General features: G+C 62.0%; 21 protein-coding genes. 16 read left to right on the forward strand and 5 right to left on the reverse strand.

The features are described 5' to 3' along the window. Nucleotides 1-85 precede the first annotated feature (85 nt). Nucleotides 86-958 (forward strand): VOC family protein, encoded by an 873-nt coding sequence (locus QMG79_RS14705; RefSeq protein ID WP_283539360.1) that lies wholly within the window; start codon nucleotides 86-88, stop codon nucleotides 956-958. Nucleotides 959-1019: 61 nt separating this feature from the next. Here QMG79_RS14705 and QMG79_RS14710 read toward each other — a convergent pair whose 3' ends face one another. After that, nucleotides 1020-1229 carry a hypothetical protein gene (locus QMG79_RS14710; protein WP_283539361.1) on the reverse strand — a complete coding sequence of 70 codons (210 nt, stop codon included), beginning with the start codon at nucleotides 1227-1229 and terminating at the stop codon, nucleotides 1020-1022. A 142-nt stretch (nucleotides 1230-1371) separates the two neighbouring features. Between QMG79_RS14710 and QMG79_RS14715 the strand changes: the two genes are divergently transcribed. The 15 genes from QMG79_RS14715 to QMG79_RS14785 all read left to right on the forward strand — a co-directional run bounded on the left by QMG79_RS14715 (nucleotide 1372) and on the right by QMG79_RS14785 (nucleotide 12483). Beyond that, nucleotides 1372-1809: a hypothetical protein gene (locus QMG79_RS14715; RefSeq protein ID WP_283539362.1), complete on the forward strand. Its 438-nt coding sequence runs from the start codon at nucleotides 1372-1374 to the stop codon at nucleotides 1807-1809. 213 nt (nucleotides 1810-2022) lie between these two features. Then, nucleotides 2023-2439: a 30S ribosomal protein S16 gene (gene rpsP / locus QMG79_RS14720; RefSeq protein ID WP_283539363.1), complete on the forward strand. Its 417-nt coding sequence runs from the start codon at nucleotides 2023-2025 to the stop codon at nucleotides 2437-2439. A 1-nt stretch (nucleotide 2440) separates the two neighbouring features. Beyond that, nucleotides 2441-2683, forward strand: a complete 243-nt coding sequence (locus tag QMG79_RS14725) for an RNA-binding protein (RefSeq protein ID WP_283539364.1) — start codon at nucleotides 2441-2443, stop codon at nucleotides 2681-2683. Between the two features lie 126 nt (nucleotides 2684-2809). Continuing rightward, nucleotides 2810-3409, forward strand: coding sequence for a ribosome maturation factor RimM (gene rimM, locus QMG79_RS14730; protein WP_283539441.1), 600 nt, complete (start codon nucleotides 2810-2812; stop codon nucleotides 3407-3409). A gap of 1 nt (nucleotide 3410) precedes the next feature. After that, a complete protein-coding gene (gene trmD / locus QMG79_RS14735; protein ID WP_283539365.1) occupies nucleotides 3411-4277 on the forward strand; it encodes a tRNA (guanosine(37)-N1)-methyltransferase TrmD in 867 nt (288 codons plus the stop codon). Between the two features lie 216 nt (nucleotides 4278-4493). Next, nucleotides 4494-4853, forward strand: coding sequence for a 50S ribosomal protein L19 (rplS, locus tag QMG79_RS14740; RefSeq protein ID WP_283539366.1), 360 nt, complete (start codon nucleotides 4494-4496; stop codon nucleotides 4851-4853). A 75-nt stretch (nucleotides 4854-4928) separates the two neighbouring features. After that, nucleotides 4929-5606 (forward strand): signal peptidase I, encoded by a 678-nt coding sequence (gene lepB / locus QMG79_RS14745; RefSeq protein WP_283539367.1) that lies wholly within the window; start codon nucleotides 4929-4931, stop codon nucleotides 5604-5606. Next, on the forward strand, nucleotides 5607-6395 hold the full coding sequence (gene lepB, locus QMG79_RS14750) for a signal peptidase I (protein ID WP_283539368.1): 789 nt from the start codon (nucleotides 5607-5609) through the stop codon (nucleotides 6393-6395). A 2-nt stretch (nucleotides 6396-6397) separates the two neighbouring features. Continuing rightward, nucleotides 6398-7090 carry a ribonuclease HII gene (rnhB, locus tag QMG79_RS14755; protein ID WP_283539369.1) on the forward strand — a complete coding sequence of 231 codons (693 nt, stop codon included), beginning with the start codon at nucleotides 6398-6400 and terminating at the stop codon, nucleotides 7088-7090. Nucleotides 7091-7133: 43 nt separating this feature from the next. Next, complete coding sequence (locus tag QMG79_RS14760; RefSeq protein WP_283539370.1) at nucleotides 7134-7460, forward strand: DUF2469 domain-containing protein; 327 nt, start codon at nucleotides 7134-7136, stop codon at nucleotides 7458-7460. A 164-nt stretch (nucleotides 7461-7624) separates the two neighbouring features. Next, the gene (locus QMG79_RS14765) at nucleotides 7625-7981 is read left to right on the forward strand and encodes a YraN family protein (RefSeq protein WP_283539371.1); all 357 of its coding nucleotides are present in this window, start codon (nucleotides 7625-7627) and stop codon (nucleotides 7979-7981) included. After that, nucleotides 7982-9526 (forward strand): YifB family Mg chelatase-like AAA ATPase, encoded by a 1545-nt coding sequence (locus QMG79_RS14770; RefSeq protein ID WP_283539372.1) that lies wholly within the window; start codon nucleotides 7982-7984, stop codon nucleotides 9524-9526. Between the two features lie 12 nt (nucleotides 9527-9538). Next, nucleotides 9539-10723, forward strand: coding sequence for a DNA-processing protein DprA (gene dprA, locus QMG79_RS14775; RefSeq protein ID WP_283539373.1), 1185 nt, complete (start codon nucleotides 9539-9541; stop codon nucleotides 10721-10723). Between the two features lie 60 nt (nucleotides 10724-10783). Further along, the gene (locus QMG79_RS14780) at nucleotides 10784-11713 is read left to right on the forward strand and encodes a tyrosine recombinase XerC (RefSeq protein WP_283539374.1); all 930 of its coding nucleotides are present in this window, start codon (nucleotides 10784-10786) and stop codon (nucleotides 11711-11713) included. Between the two features lie 266 nt (nucleotides 11714-11979). Then, entirely contained in the window at nucleotides 11980-12483 is a 504-nt protein-coding gene (locus QMG79_RS14785; protein WP_283539375.1) for a DUF3145 domain-containing protein, read from the forward strand. A gap of 222 nt (nucleotides 12484-12705) precedes the next feature. On the opposite strand, the gene fabF is transcribed toward QMG79_RS14785, so the two are convergent. The 4 genes from fabF to QMG79_RS14805 all read right to left on the reverse strand — a co-directional run bounded on the left by fabF (nucleotide 12706) and on the right by QMG79_RS14805 (nucleotide 16408). Next, nucleotides 12706-13941 (reverse strand): beta-ketoacyl-ACP synthase II, encoded by a 1236-nt coding sequence (fabF, locus tag QMG79_RS14790; RefSeq protein ID WP_283539376.1) that lies wholly within the window; start codon nucleotides 13939-13941, stop codon nucleotides 12706-12708. Nucleotides 13942-14094: 153 nt separating this feature from the next. Next, nucleotides 14095-14340 (reverse strand): acyl carrier protein, encoded by a 246-nt coding sequence (locus QMG79_RS14795; protein WP_283539377.1) that lies wholly within the window; start codon nucleotides 14338-14340, stop codon nucleotides 14095-14097. An 80-nt stretch (nucleotides 14341-14420) separates the two neighbouring features. Further along, complete coding sequence (locus QMG79_RS14800) at nucleotides 14421-15482, reverse strand: beta-ketoacyl-ACP synthase III (RefSeq protein WP_283539378.1); 1062 nt, start codon at nucleotides 15480-15482, stop codon at nucleotides 14421-14423. Continuing rightward, nucleotides 15479-16408, reverse strand: a complete 930-nt coding sequence (locus QMG79_RS14805) for an ACP S-malonyltransferase (RefSeq protein WP_283539379.1) — start codon at nucleotides 16406-16408, stop codon at nucleotides 15479-15481. Before QMG79_RS14805 ends, QMG79_RS14800 begins: the two co-directional genes overlap by 4 nt. Nucleotides 16409-16484: the final 76 nt, after the last annotated feature.

Consider the following 16484-nt stretch of genomic DNA (forward strand, 5'->3'; position numbering starts at 1 on the left):
CCGATTGGGAATAAGTTGAAGCTTCAACTAGTTTAGATGTGTGACGGCCAACGACAAGCAATGGCCACCCAGCCCGGGAGACCCCATGAGCAGCACCGACACCTCCGACCTCCTTCCTGCAGACCTGACCATGGGCACGCTGATGCTCAAAGTGGGGAACATGGCCGTCATGACCGACTATTACCAGCGGGCTCTGGGCCTGCAGGTGGTGGCCGAACAGGATGCTGGCGTCTACCTTGGGCGCCTCGGCAAGCCGCTGGTCCACCTTGCCCCGGGCAAGGGGCTCACTCTGCCGGGTCGTGGAGAGGCTGGCCTGTTCCACACGGCCCTGTTGTTCGAGAACCAGGGGGCCTTGGCTGCGACGGTTGCCTCAGCTGCACGCTTTGATGCCTCGCTCTTCGCTGGCAGCGCTGACCACCTGGTCAGTGAGGCCTTCTACTTCACCGATCCGGAGGGCAACGGTATTGAGCTCTACCGGGACCGCCCGCGTGACGAGTGGAACTGGCACGGTTCCGCCGTAGTGATGGATACGTTGGCGCTCTCGCCGCAGCGGTTCCTCGATGAACACCTCACCGAAGACGTCCTTGCCGAGCAGCTCGCCACAGCAGCAGAGATTGGACATGTCCATCTTCAGGTGGGCGACGTTGACTCCGCAGAAGACTTCTACGTCCGCACCCTCGGATTCGAAAAGACGGCGGGATTCCATGGCCAGGCCCTTTTTGTCTCTGCTGGCGGCTACCACCACCACATGGCCATGAACGTCTGGAACAGCAGTGGCGCTGGTCCCCGAAAGGACACGTTGGGCCTGGGTGAGGTGCTGCTGCACGTGCCTGGCACGGACGACGTCGGAGTGCTGGCCGATCGGCTCAGGGTTGCCGGAGTCGCCGCCCACCACACAGGTGCCGAGCTCCGGTTCGAGGATCCGTGGCGGAACAAGCTCCGCGTAGCGGTTCTGTAACGAGGCGGATCGCATCTTCCGGGAATCAGGAGGATCTTGCCACTCGTATTCGTGGGAGCGCTCAGCGAAAGAGTGCAAAGGACCGCAGTTCCGCTGGCGCACCATCGTGACCCTCAAGGAATCCCCGCGATTGATGGAACGCCCGCTGGGCATCCCCGGCGTCGGTCATGAGGACAACCCGCCATACCTGCCCTGTCCGTTCAACGAGTCCGTCCAGCAGGGCACCGGCTTTACGGTCTTTTCCGTCGTCACCGGTCCATCGTAATGGCACGGAAGGTGGGTGGTTGCGGGTGTACGGGAACGCCTGTGCGCGGTGTCATTGCCGTGCGTTAGGCTGGCACGGATGGCCGCGCGGGTAGGGGGAGCCCGGTCAGCGGCTGTGGCAGTTTTTCATCACGACGAAGGACAGGTTCATGGGATTCTCAGAGGTTTTTGTTGCCACCCACAAGGATGCCCTGGTGCACGCGGGCAAGCTGGAAGCGGGCGCTCGCGCTGGCGCGGGAAATGTCCGGCTTGAGGCAATCAGCGATTTCGAGATTGAACAATTGGGCGGGATCGCCGGGGCTGCAGTCCATGCAGCCGGTGCCGACTTTGAGCTCACCATGGTGGATGTCTCCAGCGATTCGCTCATGGGCGTTCCAGAGTCGATGGTCCGGGCCCTCGCGGATCTCCTCACCTACGAGCCGGACGGCGACACCGACGTCCTGGTGGATGTTGCTGCTGCCTGGGCTGCTGAAGAGGATATGCCCTTCGGTGCCCAAGACGCAGCCATGCACGTCCGCAAGCTCGCTGAATTGGCCGCAACTGTCAACCCTGCAGAGCGCACAGGTCTCTACGTCTGGTCTGACTGAGCGTCCCAAATGAGGTTCCGGTCTGTGGGAATCGGCTCCCGCGCGGCTTAAGTCGAAAACATTGCTGGCATCTGGCACAATAGACAGGTACTCGATCCACGCGGCCCCTCTCTCCGTGTCCGGATCCTGTCCTTAGAATCCCCGAGTAAGGCCCGCCCCACGGGTGCAGAACGATGGGATTCGCCCCTTTCTGAAACAGGAGTGACCACAAAAGTGGCCGTAAAGATTCGCCTTAAGCGCTTTGGCAAAATGCGCGCACCGTACTACCGCATCGTCGTCGCGGATTCACGCACCAAGCGTGATGGCCGCAGCATCGAAGAAATCGGCAAGTACCACCCCACCGAAGAGCCCTCGTTCATTGAGGTCAACTCCGAGCGTGCCCAGTACTGGCTGTCCGTTGGCGCCCAGCCTTCGGAGCAGGTTGCCGCGATCCTCAAGATCACCGGTGACTGGCAGAAGTACAAGGGACTGCCCGGCCAGGAGGGCACCCTCCGGACCAAGGCACCCAAGGAAGCATTCGTTGCTCCCGAAAAGGGTTCCGTGATCATCCCGGAAGCCATCACCAAGAAGGCCAAGAAGGAAGACGCTCCGGCCGACTCCGAGGCTGCAGAGACCACCGAGGCTGAGTAACTTGCTGGCAGATGCGCTGGAACACCTCGTCCGTGGAATCGTAGATTCCCCTGACGACGTCAAGGTCAGCTCCAAGAACAACCGCCGCGGGGATACCCTCGAGGTTCGCGTTCACCAGGAAGACCTTGGACGGGTGATTGGCCGGCAGGGCCGCACGGCTCGCGCATTGCGCACCGTCGTGGCTGCGTTGGCTGGTGGCGAACAGGTAAGGGTCGACGTCGTCGACACCGACCGTCGCCGCTAAGCGCGCCAGCACTATCAGTTTCAGGCCGGCCCCTCCACCAGTACGGTGGAGGGGCCGGACTTGTTTATCTCCCCATGCTCTGCCCGCAACGCAGAACGCGACACCCAGAACGAAACAGAGGAAAAAATGCAACTGCAGGTTGCCCGAATCGGTAAGCCCCACGGAATCCGCGGCGAGGTGACGGTGCAGGTCCTCACGGATGCTCCCGCTGACCGTTTTGTTCCTGGCACGCAGTTTGTTGTGGAGCCGGCCTCCGCAGGCCCACTGACCATTGAGGGTGCGCGGTGGAACAAAGACATTCTGCTCCTGGCGTTCGAGGAAATCCTGGACCGCAACCAGGCCGAGACAGTCCGCGGAGCGAAGCTGTTCATTGAGACGGATGGCTTGGCGGATGACGATGATGACGAGGGCTGGTACGAGCACGAGCTGGTGGGCCTCGAAGCACGGGTGGGATCGCAGGTCGTGGGCACAGTAACGGCGCTGCAGACCCTTCCGGTCCAGGACCTTCTCACCGTCAAGACCCCTGCCGGCGAGGAAATCCTTATTCCTTTTGTTGAACAGATTGTCCCTGAGGTCGATGTTGCCGGTGGATTCATCCTCATCACACCTCCTGCAGGGCTGTTCGAGGTCAACGCCGAAGCTTCCTCCGAGGCTGACTCCACAGCTACGGTAAGCGATGAAGCGGTAACGGGCGCCGACGTCCCCGAACCGGACGCGAAGGCCTGACATGAGGATCGACGTCGTCAGTATTTTTCCTGAATACCTGGCACCCCTGGAACTGTCCCTCATTGGCAAGGCTCGGCAGGACGGTCTCCTGGACCTGTCGGTGCATGATCTTCGAAGCTTCACCACGGACAGGCACCGAAGCGTTGATGACACACCCTACGGCGGTGGGGCCGGCATGGTGATGAAGCCCGAGCCGTGGGCCCAGGCGCTTGCGGCCGTCGCCGGGATTGCTGTCGATGGCGCTGCTGTTACCTCCGCGGCGCCCCATACCTCGTCGGTCAACGATGCGCGTCCGATCCTGATTGTTCCTTCTCCGGCTGGCCAGCGCTTTACACAGGCGCTGGCCCATGAACTCGCTGACGAGGAGCACCTCGTCTTCGCCTGTGGACGCTATGAAGGCATTGACGAGCGCGTCATGGAATGGTCCGAAGAGTACTTCCGCGTGATGCCCGTCAGTCTGGGTGACTACGTGCTCAACGGTGGAGAGGTTGCGGTCCTGGCCATGGTGGAGGCCGTGGGCAGGCTGCTGCCCGGCGTCGTGGGCAATCCCGAATCCCTCATTGAGGAGTCCCATTCCGATGGCCTCCTTGAATATCCCGTGTACACAAAGCCCTCGGCGTGGCGGGACCGTGAAGTGCCTGCAGTGCTGCTCAGCGGCAATCACGGCAAGATCGCGCAGTGGCGACGTCATCAGCAATACGAGCGAACCGCGGCGCGCCGTCCTGATCTCCTGGAGACGTTCGACGCCGGGCGGCTCAGCCGCGCTGACCGCAACGCTTTGTGGGACCTTGGATACGCCGTCGCTGACGGCGTCGTCCGCCGGCGGCCCTCAGCCAACGACCATGCGGACGCTGCTGGGGAGAATTAGTCCAGCGTGCTCCTTCTGTGGCAAAATAGGTCTTTGTGTCTACTGGGTGCGAACCTGCCACAGGGGGAGCGTCACCAACAGAGAGACACCGCGGTTCCGTCAATCAGTGAAGGAACCGAACCTTTCTTTTCGGCAGTGAAATCCAGCGGACTTCCGCAAGCTTTCCCGCCGTGACCCAAAGTGAATGACCTGTGGCGTTCACCCAGGAGTGGAATTATGCATATTCTCGATTCCGTAGACGCAGCCTCGCTGCGCACCGATGTTCCTGCGTTCCGCGCAGGCGACAACATCAAGGTGCACGTCAACATCATCGAAGGCAAGAACTCCCGTGTCCAGGTATTCCAGGGCTTTGTCCTTGGTCGCCAGGGCGACGGTGTGCGCGAAACCTTCACCGTCCGTAAGGTCTCCTTCGGCGTCGGCGTGGAGCGTACCTTCCCGGTTCACTCCCCGATCATCGACAAGATCGAGGTTGTCACCAAGGGCGACGTCCGTCGCGCAAAGCTTTACTACATGCGAGATCTCCGCGGCAAGGCTGCAAAGATCAAGGAAAAGCGCGACTTCAAGCCCGTCAAGTAGTCCACAGGTTCCACGGAACCATCGGTCACGTCCCGGTCAGCGCCGGATTTATTCGAACGCCCCAGGAATCGGACCATGGACACCACAAAACGCCAGCCCAGGAAACTCGGCTGGCGTTTTGTGTTGGTGGCGGTGGTCCTTGCAGCCCTGATTATGGGCCTGGTGCGCTCGTTGTGGCTGGACGTGTACTTCATCCCGTCCGGGTCTATGGAGCCGCTCTTCCAGGAAGGGGACCGGATACTGGTCTCCCGAACAGATTTTGCGGCCGAACCCCTTCGGCGTGGAGACGTGGTGGTCTTCGACGGCAGGGGTACCTTCGCCCCACTCAGCAGTGGCAGGGGGCCGATTGCCGATGCCGTATCGACTGCTGGCCAATGGCTGGGTCTGGTTGGCAACGACACAACCTACGTCAAGCGGGTAATCGGCCTGCCAGGAGATACAGTGGTCTGCTGCGACCTGGACGGGGCCGTGACAGTTAATGGCCGGGCCCTGGAAGAGCCGTACATTTACGACGGCGACGTCCCCAGCCAGCAAAAGTTCAGCGTGGTGGTTCCGCCGGACCGCCTATGGCTGTTGGGAGACCACCGGTCCGCTTCCGCAGACTCTCGGAGCCTGCTCGCAGCTCCGGGTGGTGGACTGGTCCCCGTGGAGCGGGTGCTGGGACGGCCAGTCCGGATCATCTGGCCGCTTGATAGATTGACTGACGTGCCGCGGCCTGAACCGACGGACCTCACTGCAAAGGACGGACAGTAGATGCCCGAGAACACCCCGCGGACACCCGATTCGCACGACGAGAGCTTCGGTGGGGTCCCCGCACGTGGGGCAACGCCCGCCCCCCGTGCAGACCACGGCAGCCACTCCGCCAAACGGACACGCAATCCCGTCTTCGGCTGGCTCAAGGAAATCGCCGTCGTGGTCATTATTGCGATAGTCCTGTCCTTTTTGATCAAGACTTTTTTGTTCCGGGCGTTCTACATTCCCTCTGAATCAATGGTCAATACCCTTGAGACCGACGACAGGATCTTCGTCAACCTCCTGGTACCTGAGCCCTTTGGGCTGTCCCACGGTGATGTGGTGGTTTTCCGCGATACGAAAGGGTGGCTTCCTGCCGCCCCGGACAAGGCCGCTGCCGGCCCTCTGGGAGCCATCCAGGAAGGCTTGGCGTTTGTGGGGCTCCTGCCGGATACGTCCCAACAGCACCTGGTGAAGCGGGTCATTGGGCTCCCGGGAGACCACGTCCAGTGCTGTAGCCCCGAGGGCCAAGTGATGGTCAACGGCGAACCGCTGGATGAGACGTATATCAACCCTGCCGAGATTCCCCAGGTATCACCTTTTGACGTAGTTGTCCCAGAGGGCAAGGTGTGGGTCATGGGGGACAATCGCAACCACTCCGCAGATTCCCGTGCCCATCTGGATACCGACGGAGGCTTTGTAGATATGGCCGACATCGAGGGCAGAGCCAGTGTCATTGCCTGGCCACTGAACCGGCTCAACATTCTGGGCAACTATCCAGAAGTTTTCGAGAACGTTCCGGCGCCCTGACCGTGCCCGCAGCAACGGGTCCGCACTCCACAGCTCCCACCCTTCGCTACGAACGGACATTCCGGACCCAGGGCTTCCGTTTCCTGGCAGGGGTGGACGAGGTGGGCCGGGGTGCCCTCGCTGGCCCCGTCAGTGTCGGTATGTCAGTGATTGATCTTGAAGGGCAGAAATCCCTCAGTGGCGTCCGGGACAGTAAACTCATCAGCCCCGCCGAACGTGAGCGGCTGGAACCCCTGGTGCGCGCCTGGAGCGTAGCGTCCTCCGTCGGGCACGCCAGCCCTGCCGAGATCGATGCGGTGGGAATCATCGGCGCGCTGCGCCTGGCAGGCACGCGGGCCTGGCTGCAGGTCCTGGCGTCCGGCATCAGGCCCGACGTCGTCCTGCTGGACGGCAGCCACAATTGGCTCTCACCCGTCCCGCAGGCGTCACTGTTTGATGACGATGCCGCTGGTGAGGATCCTGGTTGTGACGCCCCGGTCCACACCAAGGTCAAAGCTGACATGCAGTGCCTGAGCGTGGCGGCGGCCAGTGTCCTGGCCAAGGTTTCCCGCGACGCGATCATGCGTGAGCTGCATGCGGACTATCCGGACTACGGATGGGATGCCAACAAGGGGTACGCTACGGCGTCCCACCGTTCGGTCATCGCTTCTGCGGGGCCCACCCAACACCACCGGGTGAGCTGGCGGCTGGTCTGAGTGTGATGCGGCAGGCATCCGTGCCATGGTGCAAGATGGATGCATGAGTGCCGAGGATCTTGAAAACTATGAAACAGACATGGAGCTGCAGCTCTACCGCGAGTACCGCGACGTTGTGAGCCTGTTCAGCTATGTTGTCGAGACCGAGCGGCGTTTTTATCTGGCCAATCATGTTGATCTGCAGGCCCGCAGCGCCGATGGCGAGGTGTACTTTGATCTGACGCTCCAGGACGCCTGGGTGTGGGACGTCTACAGGTCCACCAGGTTTGTGAAGAGCGTCCGGGTCCTCACCTACAAGGACGTCAACGTCGAGGAGCTTCCAAAAAACGAGGAGCTTGCCCTGCCCAAGGACGTAGACCTGGGTAACTAGTGTTCGTCGGTAGTGCTGCCACTTCCTCTTGACCGCACACTTTTGGTCCTGGGGCCCCACCCTTCCTCCACCGTTGCGGCTCTTGGTGGAGGGTTACCCACATAGGTTCCTCCCTCCCTGTGCTCTGCGTGTTGCATCCGCGACGCTGGTGGTGGAGGTGGCAGATGAAAGCCAAAGATGTGTTGGGCCGCAAAGGCGAGGAGCTCGCGGCCAGGTACCTGGAGTCGGTGGGGATGCTGGTGGTAGAGCGCAACTGGCGCTGTTCCGACGGTGAGATAGACATTGTCGCCCTGGATGGGGATGCGCTGGTCATCGCCGAGGTCAAGACCCGCAAGAACCTTGCCTACGGACACCCCTTTGAAGCGGTAGGCAAAGCTAAGCTCGCCCGGCTGCACAGATTGGGCGCTGCCTGGTGCCGGGACCGTGAACTGCGGATGCCACTGCGCCGCGTAGACGTCATCTCGGTGCTGGATGACGGCGTGAGCGAGCCACTCCTGGAACATCTCAGGGGCGTGGGCTGAATGGTGCTGGGAAGGGCATATTCCGTTGCGCTGGTGGGCTTGAACGGGTACATGGTGGAGGTGGAAGCGGACATTGGCCAGACCCTGCCAGCATTCATCATCCTTGGCCTGCCGGACGCCAGCCTCAACGAAGCGAAAGAGCGTATCCGATCCGCCGCCAAGAATTCAGGGATTCCCCTGAGCCACCGGAAGATCACAGCCAACCTCATACCTGCATCGCTGCCCAAGAGCGGTTCCGGCTTTGACCTGGCAGTGACTATGGCTGTGCTGCGGGCAGCCAATGACATCAAATCCACGCATCGCACTGTCTTTATTGCTGAGCTTGGTTTGGATGGCAGGTTGCGGCCGGTGCGCGGTATTCTTCCAGCCGTGATGGCGTCTGTGCAGGCAGGCTACCCGGACGTTGTCGTGGCGCAGGGCAATGCTGCGGAGGCTGCCCTGGTGCCAGGAGCGTCCGTGCGGGGCTATAGCACCCTGGCCCGTCTCGTCTTTGATTTTGGCGCGGATCCGCAGACGTTGGCCCTGGACTTTGAACCAGAAGATCAATCAGGCCTTGACCCAGATACGTCCGTGCCAGCCTATGTTCCGGATATGTGCGATGTTTCGGGGCAGGCCGACGCTCGACGCGCACTTGAGGTCGCTGCTGCCGGAGCCCATCACATCCTGCTGACCGGGCCACCCGGTGCGGGCAAAACGATGCTGGCCGAGCGGCTCCCGGGTCTTTTGCCTGATCTGCCCGATGCAGAGGCCATGGAAGTCACAGCCATTCACTCCCTGTGTGGACTGCCAACGGTTGCCCTGGCGTTGATGCGACGGCCACCGTTTGAGAACCCCCATCACACGGCAACCGCAGCGGCAATTATTGGCGGCGGGTCCGGCGTACCCCGGCCCGGTGCGGCCTCGCGGGCGCATCAGGGAGTCCTGTTCCTCGATGAAGCACCGGAGTACGAAAGGCGCGTCCTGGACGCCCTGCGCCAGCCGCTCGAGAGCGGCAAGGTAGTAATCCACCGTTCAGCAGGAACAGCCGCCTACCCGGCCAGGTTCCAGCTGGTCCTTGCGGCAAATCCCTGTCCGTGTGGTCAAGCATCAGGCAAAGGCCTGGACTGCACGTGCACACCCATGATGCGGCGCCGGTACCTGGCACGGATGTCAGGTCCACTGTTGGACCGGGTGGATATCCAGCTGCGCGTGAACCGTGTATCCCTCGCGGACTTTGGCGACGCACGTCGGGAGGAAGATACAGCCGCGGTGGCATCAAGAGTTCTGATAGCGCGGGAATGCCAGCGGGACCGGTTGGAGAAACTGGGCTGGACGAACAACGCCCAGGTTCCCGGCAGGGTCCTGCGCGGAACGCTGCGGCTGCCGGCGCCGGTGACGGGCATTCTGGATCGCTCACTGGAACGGGGAGTCCTGACCGCCCGGGGATATGACAGGGTGCTGCGTCTGTCATGGACCCTGGCAGACCTTGCCGGACACGGCACTCCAGACGCAAACGACCTTGGCCAGGCCCTGATGCTGCGCCAAGCAGCCAACAGCGCGGCGTGAGAGGACAGAACAATGAGTGATGAACAAACAGCCCGGGCGGCACTTTCCAGGCTAATGGAACCGCAGGATTCTGCCGGGTTGGCCCTGATCCGTGTTGCAGGCGCGGTGGACGCACTGCGCATCGCCGTGGGTGAACTCAAAGCCGGACCGACTCTTGAACAAAACATCTCCGCTGCACTCCAGGATGCCGGCGGGACAGGAGCCTGGGCGGGGCTCACCGAGTCCAAAAAGCGCTGGGGTCCGCGGATCACCGATCTGGCGCCGGAACGGGATCTGGCAACCATAGCGAGGCTGGGTGGCAGGGTTGTTATTCCAGGTGATGAGCTGTGGCCGCGGCAACTCACCGACCTAGACCTGCACGAGCCGATCATCTTATGGTGGCGTGGACCAGAAGAAGCCCTGCCCGAGCCAACAAAGGCGGTGGCTCTTGTAGGCTCACGGGACAGCACCAGCTATGGCGGCACCGTGACGGGTGACCTGGCCTATTCGCTGGCGCAGCGTGGATTCTCCATAGTCTCAGGCGGCGCGTACGGCATTGACGCCCATGCCCACCGCTCGGCTTTGGCCGGAGGTGTAGGCCAGCTATCCACCATTGCGGTCATGGCCGGGGGAGTAGACCGTTTCTACCCCTCCGGTAACGAGGATCTCCTGCGGGCCGTCAGTCGGAAGGGGGCCATCCTGGCTGAGGTTCCGCCCGGTTCGGCGCCTACCCGGTACAGATTTCTGCAACGCAACAGACTTATCGCCGCCCTTGCAGGGGCCACGGTCGTGGTGGAGGCACGGTGGCGCTCAGGAGCACTTAATACAGCTCACCACGCGGAAAATCTGGGCAGGGCCGTAGGCGCCGTCCCTGGGTCCATCCACTCTGCGAACTCGGCGGGTTGTCATCGCCTGCTCCGCGAGGGAGCCGCAGTATGTGTCACCGATGCGGGGGAGATTGTTGAACTGGTATCACCCAGTGGAGCAGGACTGGCAGACTCTCCGGATGGCCCCGATTCTCCGCACGATGGCCTGACGCTTGAGGACCTGATCCTGCTTGATGCCCTGCCGTTGCGCTCGGTGACATCCGTAGAAAAGCTCTGTGTAGTGGCCGGGTTGAGCCCTAACTCTGTTCGCGCAGGCCTGGGCAGATTGGGCCTTTTGGGTTTGGCATTCGCAGAGCGTGGCGGATGGAAGCGCGGCAGGATCTCGGAGTGAGATCATTTTCGCGTGCGTGCCTTCCTTTGGCACGGCCCCCGTTGCTGGGAGACTGAGACCATGGACTCCGCCCCGTTGCCGCAGCTTCTGGATACTGCCATGGCTGGATTTGGCAGATACCTGCTAGCTGAACGGGCCCGATCTCCACATACCCTGCGCGCATACCTGGCGGATATCCGGAGCCTCCTGGAGTTCGCCGCCCAGCAGGATGGCGTCCAGTCGTTGCCTGACCTCGAGCTTGGAACTCTTCGTCGCTGGCTCGGGGCGCAGAGCGACGCTGGAATGGCCCGGTCAACCCTTGCGCGTCGGGCAGCGACAGCACGGTCTTTTATGTCTTGGGCAGTTCGGGAGGAACTTCTTGAGACGGATCCAGCCCTGCGGCTGAAAGCTCCACAACGTGAGAAGACGTTGCCCGGGGTCCTGCAGCAGCAACAGACCACCCGGATGATGGAATCCCTGGATGTGGCAGCTGATGAAGGTGCGCCCATGGCGCTGCGCGACCGCGCCATGGCGGAGATTCTCTACGCCACGGGAATGCGCGTGGGTGAACTCGCCGGGATGGACGTTGATGACCTGGACCCTGATCGGCGCACCCTGCGGGTCGTTGGCAAGGGAGACAAGGAACGGACGATTCCTTACGGTGTCCCGGCAGCCCATGCCCTGGACGACTGGCTTCGGCGCGGCCGGCCGCTCCTGTCCACTGGCTTTAGCGGTCCTGCCCTCTTCCTGGGGGCCCGCGGTAATCGGGTTGACCAACGCCAGGTCCGTACGGTCGTCAAGAATGCCCTTGAGGCGCTGGGCGATACCGCGGCCACAGGCCCCCACGCCCTGCGGCACTCTGCTGCCACTCACTTGCTGGACGGTGGAGCTGATCTGCGGGCTGTCCAGGAAATCCTCGGCCACAGCAGCCTCTCAACAACGCAGATTTACACGCATGTGTCCGTGGACAGGCTGCGAAAAAGTTACCAGCAGGCGCATCCGCGAGCCTGAAGGTGTGACGAGCAGCCAGAACGTGCGCTCTATGACGGAGAATTATCCCGTCGCTGGCGTAATGATGCGACGTACGGCACAATAAGGATCATTACGGCAACTTTCGTGTTGAGCTTGTTGGTCCTCCGAGAACATGGGGGGTCCGCTCAGCCCAATGTGGCCGTAAACTTTAATATCGCGGGGTAAGCACCACCCGGAACACTACGCAGTTCACACCATTCAGGCACAGGTCGTTGGGGAAGACGTACCTAGCTATGGAGGATGGAATGTCTGTTGTAACTACCCGTGGGGTGCTGTTCGTTCACTCGGCCCCGACCGCACTGTGCCCTCATATCGAGTGGGCCATCGGATCCGTCGTGGACAAGCGCACGGACCTGGACTGGACCGCTCAGCCTGCCGCGCCTGGAATGTTTCGGGCAGAGCTGTCCTGGATGGGTCCGCAAGGCACAGGCTCGCAGCTGGCCTCCGCACTGCGGGGGTGGGCGCATTTGCGGTTTGAGGTCACCGAGGAACCCAGCCAGGGCGTGGATGGTGGCCGTTGGTCGCACACGCCCGAACTTGGAATCTTCCATGCCGTGACAGATGTCCATGGCAACATCATGGTTTCTGAGGACCGTATCCGCTACGCCTACGAGTCTGGTGCTGGTGATCCTTCTGCTGTCTACCTGGAGCTTTCGCTCGCGCTGGGAGAAGCCTGGGATGAAGAACTTGAACCGTTCCGGCACGCTGCCGAGGGTGCTCCAGTGCGCTGGCTCCACCAAGTCGGCTAGAAAAAATACGTGGCACGGCCAATTCCATAACAACGCCTGCCACGGGCGAAACGTTGCCGGTGACCCACTGCCGGCCCCAAAGTAACGACCCCATGAGTAACAAACCCAAGGCAAGGGTCAAAGGCCAAAGGGCAATGGCGGCACCACCCCTCAAGGGTGGTGCCGCCATTGCCCTTTGTTCACCTAGCCGCCGGCTCAACAGGGCAGCGGCAGTGACGTGGGCTACAGGCTTCGCACAGCGATAACGGCGTTGTGTCCACCGAAACCGAACGAGTTGCTCAGTGCAACAATGTGGCCTTCCGGCAGGTCTCGCACCGAGGTGACGACGTCGAGCGGAATCTCAGGATCCTGGTCATCAAGGTTGATGGTCACGGGAGTTTTGCGTTCGTGGACAGCCAGGACCGTCAGGACGGCCTCAACAGCACCGGAGGCCCCGAGCAGGTGGCCCATCTGCGACTTCGTGGCCGACACGGCGACGTGGTCCAGGTGTTTACCGAGGGCGGCCTTGAGGGCGGTATATTCCGGCTTGTCACCTACAGGCGTTGAGGTCGCGTGGGCGTTGACGTGAACGACGTCGTCCGCCTGGATACGTCCATCAAACATGGCGGCCTTGAGCGCACGGGTGGCGCCGAGGCCTTCTGGGTCCGGGGCAGTGATGTGGTAAGCGTCCGCTGTGACGGAAGTGCCAGCCAGCTCCGCGTAGATTTTGGCACCGCGGGCAATGGCGTGTTCTTCGGCTTCAAGAACCAGTGCACCGGCACCTTCTCCCATGACGAAACCGTCACGGTGCAAATCATAAGGCCGCGACGCTGCCTGTGGGTCATCGTTCCGTGTTGAGAGCGCCTTCATGGAAGCAAACGCAGCCATCGGCATCGGGTGGATGGCAGCTTCAGCGCCGCCGCACATGACAACGTCGGCTTTACCGGACCTGATCAATTCCAGGCCCAGGTGCATGGCCTCGGTGCCAGAGGCGCAGGCGGAAACAGGGGTGTGCGCACCAGCGCGCGCACCAAGGTCAAGGCTCACAGCTGCTGCAACGCCATTGGGCATCAGCATGGGTACGGTCATGGGCAGAACACGGCGGGGGCCCTTTTCGCGAAGCGTGTCCCACGCGTCAAGCAAGGTCCATACTCCTCCGATGCCCGTGGCGAAGGCTACGGCCAGCCGGTCGTGGTCAATGTCGGTGATGCCTGAATCAGCCCAGGCTTCACGGGCGGCAATGACGCCGAACTGGGTGGAGGGGTCCATCCGCTTGGCTTCAACGCGACCCAGGACATCCAGGGCTGGAACCGTGCAGCGGGCTGCGAAGTGAACGGGGAGTTCAAATTTGGCAACCCAATCGTCTTCAAGAGTGCGCACACCCGAGACCCCCTTCAGCGCGTTCTTCCACAGGGTGGGGACATCGCCGCCGATGGGTGTGGTGGCACCCAGACCGGTGATGACTACTTTGCGTGTCATGGGATCACTCTCTGTCAGTGCGCAGACCATTGCCAGTCACGCCGCTGCTGCGGGCACTGGTCTTGATCTGCAGGTGTGCAAATGATGCAACGGCCGGCCCGCGGGAAACCCCGCCAAGCCGGCCGTTTTGGTCCGGAAGGACCGGAGGTACTGCTAGGCCTGTGCGCCGGAGATGAAGTTGACGGCGTCGCCAACGGTCTTGAGGTTCTTGACCTCTTCGTCCGGGATGCGCACGCCGAACTTCTCTTCGGCGTTGACCACGATGGTCATCATGGATATGGAGTCGATGTCCAGGTCCTCAGTGAAGGACTTGTCCATTTCGACTGCCTCGGGGGCGAGTCCTGTTTCCTCGTTGACGATTTCAGCCAGACCGGCCAGGATTTCTTCGTTGCTAGCCATTGATGGCTCCTTTTCTTTTGTACCGGCATTGCTGCCGGAAATGAATCAACCCGCGGGTTGCGGCTTGGAGTGGGAAGTATTTAGGGCAGGACAACTACCTGGGCGCCGAAAACGAGGCCGGCGCCGAAGCCGATCTGCAGGGCCAGCCCGCCGCTAAGCGAAGGGTTCTCCTTCAGCAGTCGGTGTGTGGCCAGGGGGATGGACGCTGCCGAGGTGTTGCCGGCGTCTGCGATATCCCGTGCGATGGTCACTGATTCCGGAAGCTTGAGCTTCTTGACCATTTCGTCGATGATTCGCATGTTGGCCTGGTGGGGGACAAAAGCGACAAGGTCTTCTGCGGTGATGCCGGCGTCCTCAAGGGCCTGCTGGGCTACCTTGGCCATTTCCCACACAGCCCAGCGGAAGACTGTCTGGCCGTCCTGGCGGATGGTGGGGTAAAGCTCCTGGGCCTCCTCCAACAGCGCAAGGTCGCCGGACGCATCAGACTGGCGGGCAGCCAGGCTGAGATCACGGGCGTCAAGCTGGGAGCGCGTCATGCCGATGGCGTCCCACTTGCTGCCGTCGGATCCCCACACCGAGGGAGAGATGCCTGGAGTTTCGGAAGGCCCGATCACCACGGCACCGGCTCCGTCACCCAACAGGAAGGAAATGGTGCGTTCGCGGTTATCGATCACGTCGGAGAGCTTTTCAGCACCGACCACCAGCACGTAGGTGGCTGTGCCGGAACGGACCAGCGCATCGGCCTGGGCGATGCCATAGCAGTAGCCGGCACACGCAGCGGAGATATCGAAAGCTGGAGCCGGAGTGGCGCCCAGGCGGTCCGCCAGGGCCGCAGCGGCCGACGGGGTGGCGTAAGGGTGCGTCACAGTGGACACAATGACTGCCCCCAGCTGTGAGGCTTCAATTCCAGCGTGTTCGAGTGCTTCCCGGGCTGCGCCCTCGGCCATGTCAATAACACTGACGTCCGCTGCGGCCCGGTGCCGGGTGATGATTCCAGTGCGCTGGCGGATCCATTCATCGGATGAGTCGATCCATTGGCAAACGTCTTCGTTGGTGACGATCACGTCGGGGCGGAAAGCGCCGATTCCCTGGATGCGCGAATACTGGTTGACGGGCGCCTGCCTGAGTGTGGGAGTGCTCATGCCTCTCCCTCCAATTCTGCAAATAGTTCCAAAGCCGAGCTGAGGTCAGCAGGGGTCTTCACGGCGACGGTCTTGACTCCGGGCATGCCACGCTTAGCCAGGCCCGCAAGGGTCCCAGCCGGGGCAAGTTCGATGATTCCCTTGACGCCACGCTGTTGCAGCGTTTCCATGCAGAGGTCCCAGCGAACGGGGCGGGAGACCTGGGCAATGAGGCTCTCGACTGCGGTGGCACCGGAGGCCACCTCGCGGCCGTCAAAGTTGGACAGCAGCGGGACCACGGGATCATTGGGGTGCAGCGAGGGTGCCATGGTGCGCAGTGCCTCAACGGCAGGTGACATATGCGATGTGTGGAAGGCACCTGCAACTTTCAGGGCGATGACACGCGCTTTGGCTGGTGGGTTTTCCGCCAGGGCCTTGAGCTGGTCCAATGTTCCGGCAGCGACAATCTGGCCTGCTCCGTTGACGTTTGCCGCTGTGGCACCTGCCGCCTCGATGGCGGCGACTACTTCCGCGGGATCACCGCCGACGACGGCGGACATGCCGGTTGGCATGGCGGCCGCTGCGGCTGCCATGCTGTTTGCCCGCTCCCGCACAAACGTCATGGCCTCCGCGTCACTGAGGACACCGGCCAAAGCGGCTGCGGTGATCTCGCCTACGGAGTGTCCTGCCAGAACAACCGGCAGTGATCTGAGCTCGACGTCAAACAACGCCTTGGCTGCTATGAGTCCGGCAGCGACAATCAGGGGCTGGGCAACAGCTGTGTCCTTGATCGTTTCTTCATCCGAGGTGGTGCCATGGGCGGCCAGATCGATCCCGGCTATGTCGCTGAGGGCATCCACTTGGCCTGCTACGGCCGGTAATTCCAGCCAAGGGGCCAGGAATCCGGGGGTCTGGGAGCCCTGTCCAGGGCAAACTATTGCAAGCACGTATCCAGCTTTCCAAATTATGGCGCGATTCCTGGTGTTTGGGTGTACCAAGCTCAGCGGGTCAGATTGTAGGAAG

This window comes from Pseudarthrobacter sp. PS3-L1 (assembly GCF_030063285.1).
In the GTDB taxonomy this organism is placed as follows: Bacteria; Actinomycetota; Actinomycetes; order Actinomycetales; family Micrococcaceae; genus Arthrobacter.